The organism is Mycobacterium sp. NTMscope_MAC_12 (genome assembly GCF_976985675.1).
Genome location: NZ_CDRJYY010000001.1, coordinates 6,002,207 through 6,024,501, shown reverse-complemented (window position 1 = coordinate 6,024,501; position 22,295 = coordinate 6,002,207). Strand labels below are relative to the sequence as shown.

Sequence of the window (22,295 nt, the reverse complement as noted above, 5' to 3'; positions counted from 1 at the left end):
CACCTCGCTACGCGAGCTGCTTCGTCGTCGGGCTAGGTTCGATCGCCCAACTCCTCACACCTCGCTACGCGAGCTGCTTCGTCGTCGGGCTAGCCGAAGCGGCCGGAGATGTAGTCCTCGGTCGCCTTTTGATTCGGGTTGGAAAAGATCTTCTCGGTGTCGTCGACCTCGATCAGCCGCCCCGGCTTTCCGACGGCTTCCAGGTTGAAAAACGCGGTGTAGTCGCTGACCCGGGCCGCCTGCTGCATGTTGTGGGTGACGATGACGATGGTGTAAGCCTGCTTCAGCTCGCTGATCAGCTCTTCGATGGCCATCGTCGAGATCGGGTCCAGCGCCGAGCAGGGCTCGTCCATCAGGAGCACATCGGGCTGCACGGCGATGGCCCTGGCGATGCAGAGCCGCTGCTGCTGCCCGCCGGACAGACCACCGCCCGGCCGGTCCAACCGATCCTTGACCTCGTCCCACAGGTTCGCCCCGCGCAGCGAGTATTCGGCCGTCTCATCGAGCACCTTGCGGTTGCGCACCCCTTGCAGCTTCAGGCCGGCAACCACGTTGTCGCGAATTGACATGGCGGGGAACGGGTTCGGACGCTGGAACACCATCCCGATGGCCCGGCGCACACCGACCGGGTCGACACCGGCGCCGTAGATGTCCTCGTCATCGAGGAGCACGCTGCCCTCGACGCGACCGCCGGGCACCACCTCATGCATGCGGTTGAGGGTGCGCAACACCGTCGTCTTGCCGCAACCCGACGGACCGATGAAGGCGGTGACGCTGCGCGGCAAAACCGTCAGCGTCACCTCCGCGACGGCGTGAAACGACCCGTAATAGATGTTGACGCCCTTGAGGTCCAACCGTTTGGCCACTACTGCTCCTGCCTATGACTTTCTGGCGCCAAGGAATTTCGCTATCACTCGAGCCACGATATTGATCGCGGCGATCACCAGGATGAGGGTTAACGCGGCCCCCCACAACCGATCCGTGGGGATGGGGTTGAGGCCCGCGCCGGCCGACGTCTGGTTGTACATCATGCCTGGCAGCGTCCCCATGAAGTCGCTGAAGATATTGAAGTTCATCGACTGGGCATAACCGACGAGGATCAACAGCGGCGCCGTCTCCCCCATCACCCGGGCCATCGCCAGCAAGATCCCGGTGACGATGCCGGACAGCCCGGTGGGAATGACCACCCGGACGATGGTCTTCCACTTGGTGATGCCCAGCGCATAACTGGCCTCGCGCAGGTCCACCGGAACGATCCGCAGCATTTCCTCGGTCGCGCGCACGATCACCGGAAGCATCAGCAACACCAACGCCAGCGATACCGCGAACTCGGAGCGGGGCAGGCCCAGCGTGGCCACATACAACGCATAGATGAACAGTGCCGCCACGATCGAGGGCACCCCGCTCAGGATGTCCACCATGAACGAGGCCAACCGGCCCAACGCGGTGCCGCCGCCGTATTCGACCAGATAGATCGCGACCATGAGACCGATCGGGATGGAAATGACCGCGCACACCAATCCCTGCAGCACGGTGCCGACCAGCGCGTGGTAAGCGCCGCCGCCGGTCACGAAGGCCGTCATCCCGGCTTGCGAGTGCGACCACCACACGGTTGAGGTGATCGCCTTGAATCCCTTGACGGTCACCGACCACAGCACCATCACCAGCGGCGCCACAGCCACCAGCAACGCCAGTGAAACCAACACGGTCGCAACACGATTCGCGGTACGACGGCGCCGGGAAAGCGGGGAGAACGTCCGCGACTTGAGCGGGCGGTCCAACATCGACGTCATCGGGCGGCCTTTCGGCCGGCCCCGGCGACGGCGCCCCGGGCGAGGGCGTCGACCAGGAAGGTGAGCACGAAGAGCGTCAGGCCCGCGGCGATGTACGCGCCCGACTTGAATCGGTCGTCGAATTCCGCCGCGGCGCCCGCGATCGTGGTGGCGAAGGTCGAGCCGCCGTCGAACAGCGACCAACCGAACGCCGACTGGGTGCCCCGCAGGATGATCAGCAGCGCGACCGTCTCGCCCAGCGCGCGGCCCAGCCCCAGCATCCCGCCGCTGATGTAGCCCGACCGCCCGAACGGCAGCGTGACGGTCTTGACCACTTCCCACCGGGTGGCGCCGAGCGCGAGCACCGCCTCGATCTGGTCCTGCGGTGTCTGGATGAACACTTCGCGGGTGACGGCGGTGACGATCGGCAGAATCATCACCGCCAGGACAATGCCGCCGGTGAAGATGGTGCCGCCGCCGGCGGCCGACGCGTTGCCGTCGGCGAACAGGAAGCACCAGCCCAGGGAGCGGTTGAGCCAGGTGGCGACGGGCCGCAGCTGCGGCGCCAACACGTACAGACCCCACGCACCGTAGATGATCGAGGGAACCGCGGCCAGCAGATCGACCGCGTAGGCCAGCGGCGTCGCGATACGCCGGGGCGCGTACTGGGTGATGAAAAGGGCGACGCCCAGCGCGACCGGCATGGCCAAGGTCAACGCGAACAGTGACACGAATACGGTGACCGGCAGCAGGCTGGCGATCCCGAAGTGCATCGCCGACGTGTCGGTGGTGACCCAGCTACCGCCGTAGCTGAAGAAGTTCTCGCGATTGCGCTGCAACGCCGGGGCCGCGCGCCCGAGCAGGAACACGGCGATCGCGGCGATCACGACGACGATCAGCACACCCGAGGCCTGCGCGAGCCACCGGAATACCCGGTCTCCCACATGCGGTCGCCCCTCGCCCCAGGGGCTGGTGGGTGCCGTCGACGACTCGGGAAACGACGCGGCAAGCACGGCGCCCGAGCCTGCGTCGATTGGGTTTGGCCCTGAAAACCCCGTCACCGCAATCCCGCCACAGTTCTGCTGTCGCCCCTTGGAACCCGATTCACCTGGTCACTGCAGCGCATCGATCGCGGCGACCAGTCGTTCCTTGACCTTATCGGGCAGCGGAATGTAACCGGCCGAGGACAGTTCGGCCTGGCCGCTGATGGCGGCCACGGAGAGGAACGATTTGATCGCCCCGGCGGTATCGGCGTCGTAGCCCTTGGAACACACGATCTCGTAGGTGACGAGCACCAGCGGGTAGACGCCCGGCTCCTGCGAGCCGTACATGGCGTTGAGATCGAGCAACAGGTCGTTTCCCTCGCCGAGGAATTGGGCCGCCTTGATGGCGTTTTCGGCCGTGTCGTTGGTGAGCGGGACAATCCCGCCGCGGGTGGCGATTTTGGCGTAGGACATGCCGGCCTGGTCGGCGAACCCCTTCTGGACGTATCCGATGGCGCCCGGAATGGTCCGCACCGCCTGAATGACGCCGGACGACTTCGTCGCACCCTCGCCGACGCCGCCCTGGAATTCCGTGCCGACCCCCTTGGCCCAGCTCTGCGGTGCTGCGGCGGTCAGATATTTCTGCACGTTGTCGGTGGTTCCCGACGAGTCCGACCGGTAGATCGGCGTGATCCTGGTGTCGGGCAGCGCCACACCCGGGTTGAGGCCGGCCAAGATGGGGTCGTTCCACGTGGTGATCTTGCCGGTGAAAATCTTGGCCACCGCATCACTGCTGACCACCAGGGCCGGATTCCCCGGCAGGTTGTAGGCGAGCGCGATCGGACCGAACACCAGGGGCAGGTCCCACGCCGGGTTCCCGCCGCACCGACTGGCGGCGGGGCCGATCTGCTCGGCGACCAACGGAGAATCGGCTCCCGCGAAATCCACGTGCCCGGCGATGAACTGCTCGCGGCCGGCGCCCGACCCGGTCGGGTTGTAGGCCAGACCCTTGCCCGGGCAGTACTGACCCCACACCTGGTTGAAGACCGTGATCGCGTTCGCTTGAGCGGTCGAGCCTTCCGCCGTCAGCTTGTTCTTACCGCCGCACCCCGCGCTACCGGCGCCGCCGGTGATGCTGGGCGCCGCTGCGCCGCGGCGGTTCTCATCGCTGCCGCAAGCGGACAGCGCCATGGCGCCGAGTGCCGTCGCCAACAGCACCGCGGCCAGCGCCCTGGCCTGCCTGTCGAGCTTCACCGATCTCGCTTTCATGACGACGTTCAAGACGCATGTGGGCGCCGCTGGCCATCCCTCTCAGGTTGCCAAGTCGCGGCGAAACTATGCGCCGGCCGGCGCACGGCAACGTCTCGGTAGCAAGGACCAGGTTAACGATGCGGGTGGATGCCGCTCGTACCCGCGGTCAGTTGGCCGCGGGGACGACCGCGTATGCGGTGTCGACGCTGTAGGTGGTGAAACCCAAGCGCTGGTAGGTGCGCACGGCGGCGACGTTGTCCGACTCGACGTAGAGCATCACGGTGGGATCGGTGGCCTCGGCCAGGCGGCGGGCCAGCCATTCGATGCCGACGGCGGTCAACGCCTGTCCCAGTCCGCGGCCTTGCGCCGACGGATCGACACCCACGACGTACACCTCGCCCAACCCGGGCCGATCGAGGTGCACCTTCGTCCAGTGAAATCCCAGCAGCCTGCCGCCCTGATCGCCCTCGGAGTCATCGACCGCGAGAAACAAACCCGTTGGGTCGAACCACGGTTCGTCGCGCCGCTCCGCCAGCTCGGCTTCGGTCCAGCCGCCCTGCTCGGGGTGGTAGGCGAACGCGGCGTTGTTGACGCGCAGTAGCTCGGCGTCGTCGGCCGTGCCCGCATAGGTGCGGATCCGCACCCCGGGCACCGAGGGCGCGGTGTCGGGGAGATCGCGCAGCGAGCGTCGCATCTGCATCAGTTCCCGCACCGGCGTCAGGCCCAGCGCGGACGCGGTCGCGCGGGCCGGCTCGAGCGTGCCGTGCGCCCAGAATCGGTTGCCCGCACCGGTTTTGGTCAACGCCGCGCGAGCCAGCGCGGCCCCGATGCCGCGACGACGGGAACGTGGGTGCACGACGAGTTCCGCCATCCCGGTCTCCCCGTCGCGGGGCGGGCTGAGATTGAGGTAGCCGATGATCACACCGTCGTCCGAGGTGCTCAGCAGATGCTCGGTGCGGTCGTGTCCGAGTTCGCGCAGTACCTGCTCGCCGACGGGCGCCACCCCGTCGAATTCCGTTGCCGCACTGATGAGTTCGCGCACGCCTCGCTGTTCGTCGTCGGTCAGCGTCCGGCGCCAGTCAGGCGGGGTCACTGAGTGCGCAACGGATCGACCAACGGATCTTGGACGTCCTCGGAGTCGGATTCCGAACCGGATTCGGCGCCGTCCGCGCCGTCGGGATCGGAGGGGTCGGCCGCCGGGGCGCGGCCGCGCGCCGGGCGGACCGCCTTGTAACCCACGTTGCGGACGGTGCCGATCAACGCCTCGTGCTCGGGGCCCAGTTTGGCCCGCAGCCGGCGCACGTGCACATCGACCGTGCGGGTGCCGCCGAAGAAGTCGTATCCCCACACCTCGTGCAGTAGCTGCGCCCGTGTGAACACCCGCCCGGCGTGCTGGGCCAGGTATTTGAGCAGCTCGAATTCTTTGTAGGTGAGATCGAGCGGGCGCCCGCGCAGCCGGGCGGTGTAGGTGCCTTCGTCGATCACCAACTCGCCCAGGCTCACCTTGCCGGCGCTTTCCTGGTCCGCAAGCCCGCCCCGGCGGCCGACCACCAGCCGCAGTCTCGCGTCGATCTCGGCCGGTCCGGTGGTGGGCAGCAGGATCTCGTCCAGGCCCCAGTCGGCGCTGATGGCCACCAGGCCGCCCTCGCTCACCACGGCCAACACGGGAACCGATCGGCCGGCGGTGCTCAGCAGGCGGCACAGGCCGCGCGCGGACGACAAATCGGTGCGCGCATCCACGATCACGGCGTCCGCCGTCCCGGCCTCGAGCAGCGAGGCCGGTTCAGGCGGCGCCGTCCGCACGGCATGCGGAAGCAGCGACAACGAGGGCAGGACCGGATCGGGATGCAGCTCCGAGGTCAGCAGTAAAAGCTCCAACTAGTCCCTCCAGCTCGGGGGAACGGCATCTCCCAAATTCACAACGCCATCACGCGTTAGTTACCAGGTCATCTAACGATAACGTGATACCTGGTGTTTTCGCGTGGCAGACGAGCCAGTGTGAGCCCCGCCACGGGCGATCCGCCGCCGCCGGGGTTACGCCACAATATGCGGGTGCGCAAGGTGCTGATTGCTGCGACCGCGACCGCGATCCTGGTGGCCGTGGTCACCCTCGGTGCGATCGGGGTCGACTACGGCACCAGCATTTATGCCGAATACCGGCTGTCGGCCAGCGTGCGCAAGGCGGCCCAGCTGGGCAGCGACCCCTTCGTGGCCATCGTGGCGTTTCCCTTCATTCCGCAGGCCGTGCGCGGCAACTACAGCCAGGTGGAGATCAAGGCCAACGCCGTCGAACACGCGATGACCGGCAAGGCCACCCTCGAGGCCACGATGTATTCGGTCGATCTCACGCATGCGTCGTGGCTGATCAGTCCCGAAGCCAAGCTGGCGGTGGACAAGCTGGAAAGCCGCATCATCATCGACTCGACCCACCTGGGCCGATACCTGGGCATCAGCGACCTGATGGTCGAGGCCCCGCCCAAGGAAACCAATACCTCCACCGGCGGCGTCACCGCGTCGGGCATCTCCGACAGCCACGGGCTGGTGTTCACCGGCACACCCAAATCGTCCGGCTTCGATCGCCGGGTCAGCGTCTCGGTCGACCTTTCCATCGCCCCCGATGACCCGGCGACGCTGGTCTTCACCCCCAAAGGCGTGCTCACCGGACCGGACACCGCCGACCAGACCGTCCCCGCCGACAAGCAGGACGCGGTGCTGCACGCCTTCGGTGGCCGGCTTCCCGACCAGCGGCTTCCCTTCGGTGTCGCGCCCACCACCGAGGGGGCGCGGGGCTCCGACGTCATCATCGAGGGCATCACCTACGGATTAACGGTGTCCCTCGATGGGTTCAAACGGTCATGACGCACGCTGGCGGCGCCGCCGGGCGCGACGAGGAGTGGCGCCCGTGACGACGGTCATCGTGGTCACCGTCGCCGCGCTCGCCGCCGCGACCCTCGTCGGCTGGCTGTTGACCCGCCGCTCCGGCGGCATCCGGGAAATCGATCCCGGGCCGGATCACGACACCAGCGGCGACATCGCAGCGCTGGGACTTTCGCGCAGCGGACCGACCGTCGTGCATTTCAGCGCCCCGTGGTGTGGGCCGTGCGACCGGGTGCGCCGGGTCGTGGTCGAGGTCTGCGACGACCTGGGCGGGGTGTCCCACGTCGAGGTCGATCTGGACGCCAATCCGGAGACCGCGCGCCGTTATTCGGTGCTGTCCCTGCCCACCACGTTGATCTTCGACGTCGACGGGCAGCAGAGGTACCGGACCTCCGGAGTGCCGAGCGCCGCCGACCTGCGGTCCGTCCTGAAACCGCTGTTGGCTTGACCGCGGTGTCATTGGGTAAGCTGACCGACGTGTTAGCCCGCCTCGAGCCCATGCTCACCAAGCGTCGCGCATTTGAACTGTGCCGCACCGCGGGCTGTTGTTGTTGCTGTTGCTGCTGAGTAGCCGCGCTGTCGCGTAGCACTCGGAGCGGCCCCGGATCCCGACCGTGGCGCGTCTCCCATCGTCGTTTCCATGAGCAACAGAGGTATTCGAGGAGTAACACCTTGCCGAGCAGCAACACCGCCACGCAGCCCGACCTCGTCGACGTGCGTGGGCCACGCTTCGCCGCCTGGGTGACGACCGGTGTCTTGCTGCTGGTGCTGGTCGTGTCGGCGGCCAGTCCACCGGCGGCGGCGGCAATCCTGGCCGTCCAGGCCGTCATCTTCGCCATCGGCGCTGCCGGCGGGCCGCGCAAGCATCCCTACGGCCGGATATTCGCCGCCGTCGTCGCGCCCCGGCTGGGCCCGGTGCAGGATCGCGAACCCACCGCGCCGCTACAGTTCGCCCAGCTCGTCGGCCTGATCTTCGCCGTGCTGGGGACCGCCGGCTTCGCCGCCGGCGCCGTCCTGTTCGGCGTCATCGCCACGGGGGCCGCCCTGGCGGCCGCGTTTCTCAACGCCGCATTCGGCATCTGCCTGGGCTGCCAGCTCTACCCGCTGGTGGTCCGCTTCCGGAGCATCGCGCGTCGCACCTGACCTGCTGTAACCAAAAGTGATTGAAAGGACCCATTCCATGGCACGCTCCGACGTCCTGGTCTCGACCGACTGGGCTGAGAGCAATCTCGACGCCTCAGGCGTCGTCTTCGTCGAAGTCGACGAGGACACCAGCGCTTACGACGCCGGCCACATTCCCGGCGCGATCAAGCTGGACTGGCGCTCCGATTTGCAGGACCCGGTCAAACGCGACTTCGTCGACGCTCAGCAGTTCTCGAAACTGCTCAGCGAGCGGGGCATCTCCAATGACGACACCGTGATCCTCTACGGCGGCAACAACAACTGGTTCGCCGCTTACGCGTACTGGTATTTCAAGCTGTACGGCCACGAGAAGGTCAAGTTGCTCGACGGCGGCCGCAAGAAGTGGGAGCTCGACGGCCGCGCACTGTCCAGCGACACCGTCAGCAGGCCGGCGACGTCGTACACGGCGGCCGCACCGGACAACAGCATCCGCGCGTTCCGCGACGACGTCATCGCGGCCATCAACGTCAAGAACCTCGTCGACGTGCGCTCCCCCGACGAGTTCTCCGGCAAGATCCTGGCCCCCGCGCATCTGCCGCAGGAACAAAGCCAGCGGCCCGGCCACATCCCCGGCGCCATCAACGTGCCGTGGAGCAAGGCCGCCAACGAGGACGGCACCTTCAAGTCCGACGAGGAGCTGGCCGCGCTGTACGCCGCGGCCGGCCTGGACGGCAACAAAGAAACGATCGCCTACTGCCGTATCGGCGAGCGGTCGTCGCACACCTGGTTCGTTCTCTACGAATTGCTCGGGCACAGGAATGTCAAGAACTACGACGGCAGTTGGACGGAATACGGCTCCCTGGTGGGGGCCCCGATCGAGTTGGGAAGCTGATATGTGCTCTGCACCGAAGCAAGGACTGACGTTGCCCGCCAGCGTCGACCTGGAAAAGGAAACCGTGATCACCGGCCGTGTGGTGGACGGCGATGGCCAGGCAGTGGGTGGCGCGTTCGTCCGCTTGCTGGACTCGTCGGACGAGTTCACCGCCGAGGTGGTGGCCTCGGCCACCGGTGACTTCCGGTTCTTCGCCGCACCCGGATCCTGGACGCTGCGCGCACTGTCGGCGGCCGGCAACGGGAACGCCGTGGTGACGCCGTCGGGTGCGGGCATCCACGAGGTCGACGTCAAGATCGCCTGATCGACCAGCTGCCCGCGACCGGGACGCGACGAGGCGAATAGACTTGCCCCCGTGGTGCTGTTCTTCGAGATCATGCTGGTTGTGGCGGTCGTGGTGATTTCATGGTTCGCCCTGTACACCCTCTACCGGCTCATCACTGACGAGTCGTGAGCCGCGCCGGCGACGATCCAGAGCGCAGCGATGGGGAGGAGCGGCGCAGATGAACTCCGCCGGCGACGATCCAGAGCGCAGCGATGGGGAGGAGCGGCGCACATGACCTCCGGCGACGATCCGTCGAGTTCTGCCGGCTCCGGCGACCGGGCGGTGGCTGCCGCCGCCGAGCGCGCCAAGGTGACCGCCGGCCGCAACATCCCGTCCTTCGACGATCTACCCGTGCCCGCCGACACCGCCAACCTGCGCGAGGGCGCCAATCTCCATGACGCGCTGCTCGCGTTGCTGCCGCTGGTCGGAGTGTGGCGCGGCGAAGGCGAAGGCCGCGGGCACGACGGTGACTACCGGTTTGGGCAGCAGATCGTGGTCTCGCACGACGGCGGGGACTATCTGAACTGGGAAGCCCGGTCCTGGCGACTGAGCGAGACGGGCGATTACCAGGAGCGCGACTTACGCGAGACCGGTTTCTGGCGCTTTGTCAGCGATCCCGACGACCCCAGCGAATCCCACGCGATCGAGCTGCTGTTGGCGCATTCGGCGGGCTACGTCGAATTGTTCTACGGGCGTCCGCGCACCCAATCGTCGTGGGAGCTGGTGACCGATGCGCTGGCCCGCAGCAGGTCCGGCGTGCTGGTCGGCGGCGCCAAACGGCTCTACGGCATCGTCGAGGGCGGCGATCTGGCCTACGTCGAGGAGCGGGTCGACGCCGACGGCGGCCTGGTGCCGCACCTGTCGGCGCGGCTGTCGCGGTTCGCCGGCTAGCAGGGCCGGGAGCGGCCGCCGACATGGGGCGGCCCCCGAGCCATGTTCCAGGTCGGACAAAAACCGGAAGCTCGGGGGCCGGGTGACTGCGGGGAATTCGCCAGCGCATGTGTGTCGCCAGCTCTTCCGAGCCGATGCAGCTAGCGCGCAGCCACCTCACATGTCCATGAAGCTATCAATTTCTCGGACCACCTCCTTCCTTGTGTACGGCCGACCGTACCCGCGAATGGCAGAGGCGACAACAGAATTCAGCGCTCAGCGATCGCTGACGATGGCGGCGTCGACCAGTTCGGCGAAGTCCCCCGCCATCGGCGACCGCGGCAGTGGGCGGCCGTCGAGGGTATGCACCCGGGCGGCCAAGGTCATGCTCGAGATCAGCCAAACACCTTGGGCGTCAAGCAGATCCGCGACACGAAGCGCCCGATAATCGCAGTCGTACCCCTTGGCCCTGGCAACCTCGAACAGGGCCTGCTGGGTGGTACCGCGCAGAATCGGATACCACGGCGGGGGCGTCAGCAAGCACGGATTGCCGTCCGGCGCTTCGGAGTCGGTGGCGATCACCACAGTCGATCGAGGGCCCTCCAGGATGTAGCCGTCGGTGCTGACGAAGATGACGTCACCGGCGCCCCGGCGGGCGGCATGGCGCAGGGCGGCCATGTTGACCGCGTAGGACAGGGTCTTGGCGCCGGCCAGCAGCCACGGCATCGCGTCGACGCCGGTGGCGGGTAGGCCGCGATCGAGGGTGATGGCCGCCAGTCCGTCGCGTCGGACCGCCGTGACGCGGTCGGGAACGCCGTTGACCATCACGTAGGCCGTCGGCGCCGAACCACCTTCCCGGCCGCGGCTGTAGATCAGCCGCATCGCGCCCTCGTCCGCGGTGCCCGCGCACCACTGCCGGGTGGCCACCTCGATCGCACTGCGCCACCGGGGCAGATCCGGCTCAGGCAGATCGGTCAGCGCGGCCGACTGGGACAGCCGCTGCAGATGCGACTCGATCAGACAGGCTCTGCCGTCGCGCAACAGCAGCGTTTCGAAGACGCCGTCGCCGCGCACGGCCGCCAGGTCGTCGGCGTACAGCAGCGGCGCCTCCGGCGAATGGATTTCGCCGTCCAGCGTGACGATCACACCCGTCTGGCCAGCCATGGTGGAGAAGCCTATCGGCTCGCCGGCCCCTCGCCGAATGTGAAGCCGGCCGCACGCTCGTCGACGAACGTGCGGCGAGCGGCACACTCGTTGGGCGGGTCTTGCGGCCGTAGAGTTGACGTGTGAACCGCCCCGTCCCCGCACCCGATTCCGGACCCGACGCCCGCGCCGTCTGGCATTACGGCGACCCGCTGGGCGAACAGCGCGCCGCAGAAACCGACGCGATCGTGGTGGACCGCGCGCACCGCGGTGTGCTCACTCTGACCGGCAACGACCGCCAGACGTGGTTGCACAGCATTTCGACGCAACACGTCAGCAGCCTGCCCGAGGGCACCAGCACGCAGAATCTGAGCCTCGACGGCCAGGGCCGCGTCGAGGACCACTGGATCCAGACCGAGCTGGGGGGCACCACCTACCTCGACACCGAACCGTGGCGCGCCGAGCCGCTCCTCGGCTACCTGCGCAAGATGGTGTTCTGGTCCGAGGTCACCCCGGGCGGCGCCGATTTGGCCGTGCTCTCATTGCTCGGCCCGCGGCTGGCCGACCAGACGGTCCTCGACGCGCTCGGAGTGGACGCGCTGCCCGTCGCGTGGTCCGCGGTTCCCGTGGGCGGTGGCTTCCTGCGACGGATTCCCGGCACGCCGGCCGGCCCGGTTGAACTGGACCTGGTTGTTCCGCGCGCCGAGGCCGGCGACTGGCGAAACCGGTTGGCGCAGGCCGGAGTCCGGCCCGGCGGGGTGTGGGCCTATGAGGCCCACCGTGTCGCGGCGGTGCGGCCGCGGCTGGGTGTCGACACCGACGAACGCACGATTCCGCACGAGGTGGGCTGGATCGGTGGCCCCGGCGAAGGCGCCGTCCACCTGGACAAAGGCTGTTACCGCGGCCAGGAGACCGTCGCGCGGGTGCACAACCTGGGCAGACCGCCCCGGATGCTGGTGTTGCTGCACCTGGACGGCTCGGTGGACCGACCGTCGACGGGCGAGCCGGTCCTGTCCGGTGGGCGCGCCGTCGGCCGCCTCGGCACCGTGGTCGACCACGTCGATCTCGGGCCGGTAGCGCTGGCGCTGCTCAAGCGCGGGCTGCCCGCCGAGACGGAATTGGCGACCGGTCCCGACGCCGCGGTGGCTGCCGTGATCGACGTCGATTCCCTGCCTTCTGCCGAGCAGATCGGCGCCGGGCGACTGGCCGTTGAACGGTTGCGGGGCGGTGCGGGATAATGAACGGTAACGTCCGCCACAGCGAGCAGGGGGCGCCGACGCCCACTGGCGCGGCACGGTAAACTGTCGGCAGGACAATACGACACCAGGAGATCGGAGCCGCCTACTCGTTAGGCCGCTCCGTTATTGCGCGAGGGGGTTCCCCCATGGGCCGCGGCCGGGCTAAGGCAAAGCAGACCAAGGTTGCTCGAGAACTCAAATACAGTTCTCCGCAGACCGACTTCCAGCGGCTTCAGCAAGAGCTGTCCGGAACGGGCTCAGACGAGGCCACCGAACTGGACACCGACGGCGCCGACGAATCCTGGGACGACCAGGACAGCTGGCGGCGCTAGAACCAACGCCCCGGCGCCGATGCCTCGAGCACCGGCGCCGCATCAGTTTCGCCGAAGTCCGGGGTCCTCAGAATCTCGGGTGCTGACCGACGAGCTTGGCCCGCGGACCCGCCTTTCCACCTTTGCCGACGGTGCCCAGCACCCAGCAATCCAGGTGCCGTGCCGTCAGGATGGCCAGGGCGCGGTCGGTGTCTTCCGGGGCCACGACGGCGATCATCCCGACGCCCATGTTGAACGTCTTCTCCATCTCTTCCCGGGTCACCCGGCCGCGCTGGGCGATCATGGCGAACACCGGCGCGGGCGTCCAGGTGCCGCGGTCCATCTCGGCGACCAGCCCGTGCGGGATGACGCGTGCCAGGTTTCCGGCGAGTCCGCCACCGGTGACGTGGCAGAAGGTGCGGACGTGGGTTTCGGCGGCCAGCGCGAGGCAGTCCTTGGCGTAGATGCGCGTGGGTTCGAGCAGCTCTTCGCCCAGGGTGCGGCCGAACTCCTCGACGTAGCCTTCCAGGTTCATCCGGTCGATCTCGAGTAGCACCGTGCGGGCCAACGAATATCCGTTGGAGTGCAAGCCCGACGATCCCATCGCGATGATGACGTCGCCGGGTTTGACCCGATCGGGCCCCAGCACGTCGTCGGCCTCGACGACACCGATGCCGGTGGCCGAAATGTCGTAGTGGTCCGGTTCCATCAGGCCGGGGTGTTCGGCCGTCTCGCCGCCGAGCAGCGCGCAGCCGGCCCGCACGCAGCCTTCGGCGATGCCACTGACGATGGCGCTCAAGCGTTCCGGCACCGTGCGGCCGACGGCGATGTAGTCCTGCAGGAACAGCGGCTCGGCGCCGCACACCACGAGGTCGTCGACCACCATCGCGACCAGGTCCAGCCCGACGGTGTCGTGCTTGTCCATCGCCTGGGCGACCGCAATCTTGGTTCCGACGCCATCGGTGGAGGCCGCGAGCAGCGGCTCGCGGTAGTCGCCGCGTAACGCGAACAAGCCGGCGAATCCGCCCAAGCCGCCCCGCACCTCGGGTCGCGTGGCCTTTGTCGCCAGCGGCTTGAACAGTTCGACGGCGCGATCGCCGGCTTCAATGTCCACCCCGGCCGACGCGTAGGTGATGCCCTGACTGCCTGAGTGGCGCGCGGGGCTCTTTCCGGGATCCGTCATCGCGATAAAGGCTACCGGGCGGCGCCGACCGCCGGTATCAAACGTCGGCGAAGGAGCGCCACCGAGTCAGTGGACGACCGGTACTTCGTCGGCCGCGAGATCGTTGAGCCCGCCGCCGCGGGCGGCGTTGGCGAGCATGTGCTCGATGACGTTCTTGCCCAACGCGGTCTCCTCGGGCAGCTCGATCGGGTACTGGCCGTCGAAGCAGGCGGTGCACAACCGCGAGGCCGGCTGCTCGGAGGCCGCGACCAGGCCGCGCAGCGAGATGTAGCCCAGCGAGTCCGCCCCAATGGCGTGCCGCACCGCCTCGAGCATCTCCTTTTTGTCTTCGACCGCGTTGGCGATCAGTTCGGCCGGCGACGGGAAGTCGATCCCGTAGAAGCAGGGCCACTTGACCGGCGGCGACGCGATACGCACGTGCACCTCGACGGCACCGGCCTCGCGCAGCATCCGCAACAGGGCGCGCTGGGTGTTGCCGCGCACGATCGAGTCGTCGACGACGATGAGCCGCTTGCCGCGGATCACCTCGCGAAGCGGGTTGAGCTTCAGCCGGATGCCGAGCTGGCGGATGGTCTGGGACGGCTGGATGAAGGTGCGCCCGACGTAGGCGTTCTTCATCAGCCCCTGGCCGTAGGGAATGCCCGACTCCTGCGCGTAGCCGACGGCGGCGGGGGTGCCGGACTCGGGCACGCCGATCACCAGGTCGGCTTCCACGGGGCGTTCACGAGCCAACCGGCGGCCGATTTCCACCCGGGTCGCGTGGACGGACCGACCGGCGATCGTGCTGTCGGGACGGGCCAGGTAGACGTACTCGAAGACGCAGCCCTTGGGGGTGGGGTTGGCGAACCGCGTGGAACGCACCCCGTCGGCGTCGATCGCCAGCAATTCGCCCGGCTCGATGTCGCGCACGAACGAGGCGCCGACGATGTCGAGTGCGGCTGTTTCGGAGGCCACCACCCACCCGCGGTCCAACCGTCCGAGGGAAAGCGGCCGCACCCCATGCGGATCGCGGCACGCATACAGCGTGTTCTCGTCCATGAAGGTCAAACAGAACGCGCCGCGCACGGTCGGCAGCAGCTCCAGCGCCGCCTGCTCCAGGGTGGCGTCCGCCGCGCCGTGGGCCAGCAGCGCGCCCAAGATGTCGGAGTCCGTGGTCGCCGGCGCCGGGGCGCGCTTGGCGATCAGCCCCTCGTCGCGGGCGCGGGCGGCAAGCTCGGCGGTGTTGACCAAATTTCCGTTGTGCCCCAAGGCAACCCCGGTGCCGGCCGCAGTGTTGCGGAACACCGGCTGCGCGTTTTCCCATGTCGTGTCACCCGTGGTCGAGTACCGGCAGTGCCCGATGGCGACGTGGCCGGGCATGGCCCCCAGCGTCTGCTCGTCGAACACCTGGCTGACCAAACCCAAGTCCTTGAAGACCAGGACCTGGGATCCGTCGGCGACGGCGATACCGGCGGCTTCCTGCCCGCGATGCTGTAGCGCGTACAGGCCGTAATAGGTGAGTTTGGCGACGTCCTCGCCCGGGGCCCAGACCCCGAATACGCCGCATTCTTCACGGGGTGCGTTGAAGTCCTCTTCGGACTCATGGGCGGTCACGATTCGGCAGCTCCCCGGGGAACGGTTGGTGACGCTAGGGAGTCTACGGGCACCGGCGCCGCGCCGCCGAATCCGCCAGGCGTGTTGAGCGACGAATTGCCCGCACCAGACTCTAAAGCTGCAGTTCAGGGTTGCATTCAGCCCACATCGAACAAGGGCAGGCAGTGGTCAATCTCACCGGCTCGGGAGCCGGAAAGACGCAGCGCACCGGTGCCCTTCGCTTCGGCGAACGACAGCTTGCCGGTGGCCAGCAGCAGCCAGGTCCGCGGGTCGGTCTCCACCACATTGGGCGGTGTGCCGCGGGTGTGCGTGGGTCCGGCGACGCATTGCACCGCGACGAACGGCGGGATCCGCAGCTCCACGGTTCGTCCCGGCGCCACCGCGGCCAGGGTGCGGGCGGTGAGCCGCACGGCCGCCGCCAATTCGTCGCGGCTCGGCGCCGGAGTGGTTTCGTCACCCAACCATTGCGCGACGGCCAACACGGCTTGCCGAGCCTTGGCCGGATCGGCCTTTTCGCGCGGCGCCATACCCCAGGATCTCAAAACCCGGGATACCCGTCGCCTAGGCGCCTCGCGGCCAGCACGGCGATGGCGCCGGCCTCGTTGATGGCCAGGTGCGCCAGCATGGGTGCGGCGAGGCTGCCGGTACGGTCAGCCAGCCAACCGAACAGCCATCCGCCGATTCCGGTGACCAGCACGGTGGCCGCCACGGGCTCACCGATCGCACGCGCGTCGGGGATGTGCGAGAGGCCAAATGCGGTGGCTTGCAACAACCTTCCGCCGCGTTTCCCGAACGCCGCGGTGCCGACCGTGGCCAGCGCACCGCGATAGGCGGACTCCTCGGACCAGACGGTGCCCACGGGTATCCGCACCAGCAGCCAGTCCGGCACGGACGCGGGCGGTTCGCGGACGGCCATCGATTGGCGCACCGGCGGCAACAGGGCCGTCGCGGCGACCGTGCTCGCCGCCGACAACGCGGCCGCCGAACCCAGCCGCAGCCCGGCCCACAGCCGGGGCGGCCCCAGGCCCAGCGGCGCCCGGGTCACCAACACCAGCGCGCCGCCCACGCTCGCCTGTAGCGCCACCCTCCACAAGGCCGGCAGCCGCGGGCCGGCAAAGCTCCAACCGACCAGTCCGGCGGCCAGAGATACCGCGTGAGCCGGACGAAAACGCCTGGCGGGCATCAGAATTCGCTGCGGTCGCTCATCCGAACAGCCGCGGCAGCACCGCCTCGGAGGTCTCGCGTAGTTCGGCCAGGGAAACCGTGAACAGTCCCTGGACCTCCACCTCGTCGGAGGCCTGGTCGACGACGCCGATGCGCACCGCAGGCAATCCCCGCGCCTCGCACATCGAACGGAACCGGCTCTCCTCGGTGCGCGGCACCGCCACCAGCACGCGGCCGGCCGACTCGGAGAACAACGTCACGAACGGGTCGGCATCCTCGGGAAGCACGAGGCGACAACCGGTTTCACCGGCCAGGGCGGCCTCGACGACGGCTTGCGCGAGGCCGCCTTCGGACAGGTCGTGCGCCGCGGATACCAGGCCGTCCCGCGACGCCGAGCGCAACACCTCGGCCAGCAGCTTCTCGCGGTCCAGGTCGACCTTGGGCGGTAGCCCGCCCAGATGGTCGGCGGTCACCTGCGCCCACACCGATCCGTCGAACTCGTCGCGCGTATCGCCCAGCAGGATCAGGGTTTCGCCGGGCTCGGTGCCCAGGCCCGTGGGGATGCGGCGACCGACGTCGTCGATGACGCCGAGCACCCCGACCACCGGGGTGGGCAGGATCGCCGTCGACCCGGTCTGGTTGTAGAAGCTCACGTTGCCACCGGTCACCGGAATCCCCAGGGCCGCAGAGCCTTCGGCTAGGCCCCGCACCGCCTGGGAGAACTGCCACATCACGCCCGGGTCTTCGGGCGAGCCGAAGTTCAGGCAGTTGGTCACCGCGACCGGGGTGGCGCCGGTGACGGCGACGTTGCGGTAGGCCTCGGCCAGGGCGAGTTGGGCGCCGGCGTAGGGATCGAGTTTGGTGTAGCGACCGGACGCGTCGGTCGACAGGGCGATGCCGCGGCCGGTGGCCTCGTCGACGCGCAGCACGCCGCCGTCGGCATGCTCGGCCAGCACGGTGTTGCCCCGCACGTAGCGGTCGTACTGCTCGGTGATGAACGCGCGGCTGCACAGGTGCGGGCTGCCCAGCAGGGCAAGCAAAGTCGCGCGCAGTTCGGCGCCGGTGGCGGGCCGCGGCAGCCGCGTCGAGGTGTCCGCGTTCAGGGCGTCCTGCGTGTCGGGGCGAGCGACCGGACGCTGGTAGACCGGGCCCTCGTGGGCGACGGTGCGCGGCGGCACGTCGACGACGGTCTGGCCGTGCCAGGTGATCCGCAGCCGGTCACCGTCGGTGACTTCCCCGATCACGGTGGCCAGCACGTCCCACTTGCGGCACACCGCCATGAAGGCGTCGACGTTCTCCGGGGTGACCACCGCGCACATCCGCTCCTGGGACTCGCTGCAGAGGATCTCCGCGGGGGTCATCTGGGTGGTGCGCAGCGGCACCGTCTCGAGCTGGATTGCCATGCCCCCGTCGCCGGCCGACGCCAATTCCGAAGTGGCACAAGACAATCCAGCGCCACCCAAATCCTGGATGCCGACCACCAGGTGCCCGGCGTATAGCTCCAGGCAGCACTCGATGAGCACCTTCTCCATGAACGGGTCGCCGACCTGAACCGAGGGAAGCTTCTTGCGCGAGTTCTCGCTGTCAAAGGTGTCCGACGCCAGCACCGACACCCCGCCGATGCCGTCCAGCCCGGTGCGGGCTCCGAACAGGATGATCTTGTTGCCGGCGCCCGAGGCGAACGCCAGATGCAGGTCCTCCTGCCGCAACACACCGACACACATGGCGTTCACCAACGGGTTACCGGCGTAGCACGCATCGAAGACGGTCTCACCGCCGATGTTCGGCAGGCCCAACGAGTTGCCGTAGCCGCCGATGCCGCGGACCACGCCGTCGACCACCCGGCGGGTGTCCGGCGCGTCGGCGGCGCCGAACCGCAGCTGGTCCATCACCGCGACCGGCCGCGCCCCCATCGCCATGATGTCGCGGACGATGCCGCCGACACCGGTGGCCGCGCCCTGGTAGGGCTCGACGTAGGAGGGATGGTTGTGCGATTCCACCTTGAAGGTGACCGCCCAGCCGTCGCCGATGTCGACGACGCCGGCGTTCTCGCCGATGCCGGCCAACATGCCGGCGCGCATCTCGTCGGTGGTGGTCTCGCCGAAGTACCGCAGGTGCACCTTGGACGACTTGTAGGAGCAGTGCTCGCTCCACATCACCGAGTACATCGCCAGCTCGGTGTCGGTGGGGCGGCGGCCGAGGATCTCGCGGATGCGCTGGTATTCGTCGTCTTTGAGACCCAGCTCACCGAACGGCTGCGGCTCGTCGGGAGTGGTGGCGGCGTGCTCGACGGTGTCGATCGCGTGGGTGCGCGCACTCGTCCCGGAGACAGTCACGGGACACAGTCTAGGGTGGCGGCGCCCGGGGTGTCGGATGCCGACCGCCGCGCTACCTCAGCCGGCGATCTCGGCCAGCGCGGCGGCCGTATCCAGGTCGGCGTAGGCGAACGAATACCGTTGCGCCAGCGCCAGCGCGATGTCGGGGCGCTGCCAGAGCTCCCCGGCGCTGGCGGTGCACAGCCACAGGGTCAGCCCGTGCGCCACCGAGGCCCGATACCGCAACCAGACCTCGTCGGGGCTCGGCATCTCGGCTTTCGGCAGGCCGAGGGCGCCGCGGTATTCCTCGAGGAGATCGCGCTCGCTGCGACGGCGATCCTCGACGGTCAGCGCGCCCTGCAGGAAGTAGCCCAGGTCGAGTGACCAGTTGCCGCGGCGGGCCACCTGCCAGTCGAGGAACCCCACCTCGTCGCTGGGCAGCAGGTAGGTGTTGCCGATGTGCGGATCGCCATGCAGCAAGGTCTGCGGCGACGCGGTCAGCGTCCTGATGTAGGGCTTCCAGATCGATTCGATCAGCGTGTCGATGGTCAGTGAGGTCACCTGCTCGGGTGCGTCCGCGCCGAGGCGCTCCAGCGCGGCCGGCAGCGGCGCCATTTCCATGCCGTCCCAGGGCAGGAACGGCTCAAGCCAACCCAACGCCGGCTCGGTCAGCACCCGCTCGCCCCAATACCGCCCGTGCATCCGGGCCAGGCCGCGCACGCCGGTGGCGACCTGCTCGACGGTCATCGGCCTGGTGGCGTCGCGGGGATCGGCGCCGCGCGCGGTGAGGTCTTCCATGACCATCACGAAGTCGTAGGCGGCCTCGTCGATCAGCGCGGTGTAGACGCGGGGGTGCTCGAGGGGCAGGTCGACCCCGCAGGTGAACAACCGCGGCTCGTGGAACATGCCGCTGGTCATGCGGATCAGTTCTTTGTGGTCGGGGTCGGCGGCCTTAACAAACACCGACGCCGGCCCGCTGCCGCTGCGGTAGGTCACTCCCAGGCGGGCGCGCCGGTTGGTGCCGTCGTCGCGGACCTCCACGGTGACGGTGTCCACCTCGGCGCCGGGATGATGGGCGGCCAGCGCCGCGGACATCCACTGCGGCGAGATGTCATCCCAGGCCGTGGGGACCGACAACGACGGGGCATTCATGATTGGACTCCTTCGTCACGGACTCGCAGCCATAGAAACGACACGTATCGTTTCCTAGACTTATCCCCGTGAAGGTAACCCGAACGCGCGTCCGCACGCCAGTACCGAATCGGTTCGCCGCCGGTTCCGGCGCGGCCGGGCACGCCTAGGCTCGGCTCCGTGTCCGACGAGCGGGGCGGCCGGCCCCGTGACACCCGGCTGCATCACGCGATCCTCGATGCCACGCGCCAACTCCTGACGACCGGCGGCTACGCCGAGTTGTCGATGGAAAGCGTCGCGACGCGCGCCGGCGTGGGGAAGAAGACCCTCTACCGGCGCTGGCCATCGAAAGCCCCGCTGGTCGCCGAGGCCGTCCTGGAGGCTTACGGCGGATCCGGGTCGTTTCCCGTCGCCGAGACTGGAGACCTGCGCGCCGACCTGCTGGCGTGGCTGCGCGAGCATGCCGATTTTCTGGCGGATCCGCCGAACGCCGCGCTGGTGCGGGCGCTCATCGCCGCGGCGGCCGCCCGCCCGGCCGACGGCGACGATCTTTACCAGCAGCTCAGCGCGCCTCAGCTGGCCGGGTTGATGACACGGCTGCGACGGGCCGTCCGGGACGAGGAACTGAGCGCCGCCGCCGACCTCGACGCGATCGCCCAGGCGCTGATCGGCACCATGCTGTTTCGCGCGTTAACCCACGGGGGCGGCGGCGATTTCGACGCGCAAAGTCCTCGGATTTTTGACGGCCTGCTCGACGCGATCCTGCAGGGCGTGGGTAAGACGAAGACCGATTGAGCGTCAGGCCGGCGACAGGAAGGCGTGCATCGCGGCCGAGTAGGCGGCCACGTCGTGGGCGCCCATCAGCTCGCGTGCGGAGTGCATCGCAAGCTGCGCGGCGCCGACGTCGACGGTGGGGATGCCCGTGCGCGCGGAGGTCAACGGTCCGATCGTCGATCCGCACGGCAGGTCGGCCCGGTGCTCGTAGCGCTGCAACGCCACCCCGGCCTGCTGACAGGCCAGCGCGAAGACCGCGGCGGTGCGTCCGTCGGTGGCGTAGCGCAGATTGGGGTGCACCTTGAGCACCGGCCCCGCGTTGACCGCGATCGGATGGCCGGGCTCGTGCCGTTCCGGGTAATTGGGGTGGGTGGCGTGCGCCATGTCCGCGGAGGCCAGCAGCGACGCCGGCAGCCGGCGCAGGTAGTCCTCTCGGGTGCCGCCCGCGGCCAGCACAATTCGCTCCAGGACGGTGCCCAACAAGTTTGATTGCGCGCCGTGGTCCGAGGACGAGCCGACTTCCTCGTGATCGAAGAGCACCAACACCGGCTGGTACTGCGCGCCACGTTCTGATGCCAACAGCGCTTCCAGCCCCGCATAGCAGCTGGCCTGGTTGTCCAGCCTGGGCGCGCTCAGCAGGTCGGCAGTTCCGTTGTCGGAGGCGCCGATCACCGTCGAGGGAGTCAGGTCGTGCGTCATCAGGTCGGCGGCCAGCACGTCGGTGGGCGCCACGTCCGCGCGTTCGGCGACGTAATCGACGAAGGACCGCGCCGTCTCGCCGACACCCCACACCGCGTTGAGGTGTCGCTGCGGGTCCAGTGTCAGCGACTTGCGGTCCTCGGCCAGATGGATGGCCAGCTGCGGCACCCGAAGGATCGGCTCGTCGATCCGGACCAGCCGGTGCGCGATCCCGGTGCTTTGATCCTTCGCCCGCACCGACAGGCGCCCGCTGATCCCCAGATCGCGGTCCAGCCAGGAGTTGAGCCACACGCCCCCATAGGGTTCCAGCGCCACCACCCGCCAGCCGGCGACCACCCGGTCGGGGTGCTGTTTGACCCTGAGATTGGGGCTGTCGGTGTGTGCGCCCACGATCCGGAACGGCCCGTCGGCCCCCTCCGAATTCCAGGCGACCAGCGAGCCCGCTCGCACCGTGAAGTAGCGCCCCGGCCCGGACGGCCAGCGTTCCACCTCGCTCAATTCGGTGTATCCGGCGGCGATCAGCCGCGCGGCCACCGTGGCGCAGACGTGAAAAGGCGACGGAGACGCGTCGATGAACTCGCAGAGTCCTTGCGCACTCGCTGAGGACTTCGCCTGGTTTCGAGGGTCGCCGGACATGTTGAACATCATGGCT

At 68.5% G+C, this 22,295-nt stretch carries 23 protein-coding genes; 9 read left to right on the top strand and 14 right to left on the bottom strand.

The window, feature by feature from the left end; genetic code table 11:
• Positions 1–89: 89 nt before the first annotated feature.
• The 6 genes from pstB to AC0KS4_RS28185 form a co-directional block, all read right to left on the bottom strand.
• Positions 90–866 carry a phosphate ABC transporter ATP-binding protein PstB gene (gene pstB / locus AC0KS4_RS28210; protein WP_225327828.1) on the bottom strand — a complete coding sequence of 259 codons (777 nt, stop codon included), beginning with the start codon at positions 864–866 and terminating at the stop codon, positions 90–92.
• A gap of 12 nt (positions 867–878) precedes the next feature.
• Positions 879–1,793 carry a phosphate ABC transporter permease PstA gene (gene pstA / locus AC0KS4_RS28205; protein WP_238955745.1) on the bottom strand — a complete coding sequence of 305 codons (915 nt, stop codon included), beginning with the start codon at positions 1,791–1,793 and terminating at the stop codon, positions 879–881.
• On the bottom strand, positions 1,790–2,833 hold the full coding sequence (gene pstC, locus AC0KS4_RS28200) for a phosphate ABC transporter permease subunit PstC (protein ID WP_238955744.1): 1,044 nt from the start codon (positions 2,831–2,833) through the stop codon (positions 1,790–1,792). The genes pstA and pstC overlap by 4 nt, the downstream gene beginning before the upstream one ends.
• 51 nt (positions 2,834–2,884) lie before the next feature.
• Entirely contained in the window at positions 2,885–4,009 is a 1,125-nt protein-coding gene (gene pstS / locus AC0KS4_RS28195) for a phosphate ABC transporter substrate-binding protein PstS (protein WP_425326346.1), read from the bottom strand.
• Positions 4,010–4,172: 163 nt separating this feature from the next.
• A complete protein-coding gene (gene mshD / locus AC0KS4_RS28190) occupies positions 4,173–5,099 on the bottom strand; it encodes a mycothiol synthase (protein WP_238955742.1) in 927 nt (308 codons plus the stop codon).
• Complete coding sequence (locus AC0KS4_RS28185; protein ID WP_225327833.1) at positions 5,096–5,884, bottom strand: winged helix-turn-helix transcriptional regulator; 789 nt, start codon at positions 5,882–5,884, stop codon at positions 5,096–5,098. Before AC0KS4_RS28185 ends, mshD begins: the two co-directional genes overlap by 4 nt.
• 168 nt (positions 5,885–6,052) lie before the next feature.
• On the opposite strand from AC0KS4_RS28185, the gene lmeA reads away from it, so the two are divergent.
• From lmeA to AC0KS4_RS28155, 6 genes are all read left to right on the top strand, one after another.
• Positions 6,053–6,865 (top strand): mannan chain length control protein LmeA, encoded by an 813-nt coding sequence (gene lmeA / locus AC0KS4_RS28180; RefSeq protein ID WP_225327904.1) that lies wholly within the window; start codon positions 6,053–6,055, stop codon positions 6,863–6,865.
• A 43-nt stretch (positions 6,866–6,908) separates the two neighbouring features.
• A complete protein-coding gene (locus tag AC0KS4_RS28175) occupies positions 6,909–7,331 on the top strand; it encodes a thioredoxin family protein (RefSeq protein ID WP_238955741.1) in 423 nt (140 codons plus the stop codon).
• A 224-nt stretch (positions 7,332–7,555) separates the two neighbouring features.
• Positions 7,556–8,026 (top strand): DUF4395 domain-containing protein, encoded by a 471-nt coding sequence (locus AC0KS4_RS28170; RefSeq protein ID WP_225327835.1) that lies wholly within the window; start codon positions 7,556–7,558, stop codon positions 8,024–8,026.
• A gap of 37 nt (positions 8,027–8,063) precedes the next feature.
• Positions 8,064–8,897, top strand: coding sequence for a sulfurtransferase (locus AC0KS4_RS28165; protein ID WP_225327836.1), 834 nt, complete (start codon positions 8,064–8,066; stop codon positions 8,895–8,897).
• A 1-nt stretch (position 8,898) separates the two neighbouring features.
• Positions 8,899–9,201, top strand: a complete 303-nt coding sequence (locus AC0KS4_RS28160) for a DUF1416 domain-containing protein (RefSeq protein WP_008263909.1) — start codon at positions 8,899–8,901, stop codon at positions 9,199–9,201.
• 252 nt (positions 9,202–9,453) lie between these two features.
• Positions 9,454–10,113, top strand: coding sequence for a heme-binding beta-barrel domain-containing protein (locus AC0KS4_RS28155; RefSeq protein ID WP_238955740.1), 660 nt, complete (start codon positions 9,454–9,456; stop codon positions 10,111–10,113).
• 255 nt (positions 10,114–10,368) lie between these two features.
• Here AC0KS4_RS28155 and AC0KS4_RS28150 read toward each other — a convergent pair whose 3' ends face one another.
• Complete coding sequence (locus AC0KS4_RS28150) at positions 10,369–11,238, bottom strand: aminodeoxychorismate lyase (RefSeq protein WP_238957271.1); 870 nt, start codon at positions 11,236–11,238, stop codon at positions 10,369–10,371.
• 140 nt (positions 11,239–11,378) lie between these two features.
• On the opposite strand from AC0KS4_RS28150, the gene ygfZ reads away from it, so the two are divergent.
• The gene (gene ygfZ, locus AC0KS4_RS28145; protein WP_238955739.1) at positions 11,379–12,473 is read left to right on the top strand and encodes a CAF17-like 4Fe-4S cluster assembly/insertion protein YgfZ; all 1,095 of its coding nucleotides are present in this window, start codon (positions 11,379–11,381) and stop codon (positions 12,471–12,473) included.
• A gap of 146 nt (positions 12,474–12,619) precedes the next feature.
• Complete coding sequence (locus AC0KS4_RS28140; protein ID WP_225327839.1) at positions 12,620–12,805, top strand: DUF3073 domain-containing protein; 186 nt, start codon at positions 12,620–12,622, stop codon at positions 12,803–12,805.
• 67 nt (positions 12,806–12,872) lie between these two features.
• Here the strand turns inward: AC0KS4_RS28140 and purM are convergent, their stop codons facing one another.
• The 6 genes from purM to AC0KS4_RS28110 form a co-directional block, all read right to left on the bottom strand.
• Positions 12,873–13,967, bottom strand: a complete 1,095-nt coding sequence (gene purM / locus AC0KS4_RS28135) for a phosphoribosylformylglycinamidine cyclo-ligase (protein ID WP_225327840.1) — start codon at positions 13,965–13,967, stop codon at positions 12,873–12,875.
• Positions 13,968–14,033: 66 nt separating this feature from the next.
• A complete protein-coding gene (gene purF / locus AC0KS4_RS28130) occupies positions 14,034–15,560 on the bottom strand; it encodes an amidophosphoribosyltransferase (RefSeq protein WP_225327841.1) in 1,527 nt (508 codons plus the stop codon).
• A gap of 137 nt (positions 15,561–15,697) precedes the next feature.
• The gene (locus AC0KS4_RS28125; RefSeq protein WP_238955738.1) at positions 15,698–16,087 is read right to left on the bottom strand and encodes a sterol carrier family protein; all 390 of its coding nucleotides are present in this window, start codon (positions 16,085–16,087) and stop codon (positions 15,698–15,700) included.
• 11 nt (positions 16,088–16,098) lie between these two features.
• Positions 16,099–16,743: an Rv0804 family intramembrane glutamic endopeptidase gene (locus tag AC0KS4_RS28120; protein ID WP_238955737.1), complete on the bottom strand. Its 645-nt coding sequence runs from the start codon at positions 16,741–16,743 to the stop codon at positions 16,099–16,101.
• Between the two features lie 19 nt (positions 16,744–16,762).
• Complete coding sequence (gene purL, locus AC0KS4_RS28115) at positions 16,763–19,060, bottom strand: phosphoribosylformylglycinamidine synthase subunit PurL (RefSeq protein WP_238955736.1); 2,298 nt, start codon at positions 19,058–19,060, stop codon at positions 16,763–16,765.
• A gap of 57 nt (positions 19,061–19,117) precedes the next feature.
• Complete coding sequence (locus tag AC0KS4_RS28110; RefSeq protein WP_238955735.1) at positions 19,118–20,191, bottom strand: ecdysteroid 22-kinase family protein; 1,074 nt, start codon at positions 20,189–20,191, stop codon at positions 19,118–19,120.
• Between the two features lie 159 nt (positions 20,192–20,350).
• Here AC0KS4_RS28110 and AC0KS4_RS28105 point away from each other — a divergent pair, with 159 nt between their 5' ends.
• Positions 20,351–20,965 (top strand): TetR/AcrR family transcriptional regulator, encoded by a 615-nt coding sequence (locus tag AC0KS4_RS28105; protein WP_238955734.1) that lies wholly within the window; start codon positions 20,351–20,353, stop codon positions 20,963–20,965.
• A gap of 3 nt (positions 20,966–20,968) precedes the next feature.
• Here the strand turns inward: AC0KS4_RS28105 and AC0KS4_RS28100 are convergent, their stop codons facing one another.
• Positions 20,969–22,288: a M18 family aminopeptidase gene (locus tag AC0KS4_RS28100; protein ID WP_238957270.1), complete on the bottom strand. Its 1,320-nt coding sequence runs from the start codon at positions 22,286–22,288 to the stop codon at positions 20,969–20,971.
• Positions 22,289–22,295: the final 7 nt, after the last annotated feature.

What these genes read in the sequence shown, in the direction of transcription:
- lmeA (WP_225327904.1), top strand. Translation starts at nt 6,053, where the DNA reads ATGCGGGTGCGCAAGGTGCTGATTGCTGCGACCGCGACCGCGATCCTG.
- AC0KS4_RS28165 (WP_225327836.1), top strand. Translation starts at nt 8,064, where the DNA reads ATGGCACGCTCCGACGTCCTGGTCTCGACCGACTGGGCTGAGAGCAAT.
- AC0KS4_RS28160 (WP_008263909.1), top strand. Translation starts at nt 8,899, where the DNA reads ATGTGCTCTGCACCGAAGCAAGGACTGACGTTGCCCGCCAGCGTCGAC.
- purM (WP_225327840.1), bottom strand. Translation starts at nt 13,967, where the DNA reads ATGACGGATCCCGGAAAGAGCCCCGCGCGCCACTCAGGCAGTCAGGGC.
- AC0KS4_RS28155 (WP_238955740.1), top strand. Translation starts at nt 9,454, where the DNA reads ATGACCTCCGGCGACGATCCGTCGAGTTCTGCCGGCTCCGGCGACCGG.
- AC0KS4_RS28120 (WP_238955737.1), bottom strand. Translation starts at nt 16,743, where the DNA reads ATGCCCGCCAGGCGTTTTCGTCCGGCTCACGCGGTATCTCTGGCCGCC.
- pstA (WP_238955745.1), bottom strand. Translation starts at nt 1,793, where the DNA reads ATGACGTCGATGTTGGACCGCCCGCTCAAGTCGCGGACGTTCTCCCCG.
- AC0KS4_RS28140 (WP_225327839.1), top strand. Translation starts at nt 12,620, where the DNA reads ATGGGCCGCGGCCGGGCTAAGGCAAAGCAGACCAAGGTTGCTCGAGAA.
- AC0KS4_RS28100 (WP_238957270.1), bottom strand. Translation starts at nt 22,288, where the DNA reads ATGTTCAACATGTCCGGCGACCCTCGAAACCAGGCGAAGTCCTCAGCG.
- AC0KS4_RS28125 (WP_238955738.1), bottom strand. Translation starts at nt 16,087, where the DNA reads ATGGCGCCGCGCGAAAAGGCCGATCCGGCCAAGGCTCGGCAAGCCGTG.
- AC0KS4_RS28110 (WP_238955735.1), bottom strand. Translation starts at nt 20,191, where the DNA reads ATGAATGCCCCGTCGTTGTCGGTCCCCACGGCCTGGGATGACATCTCG.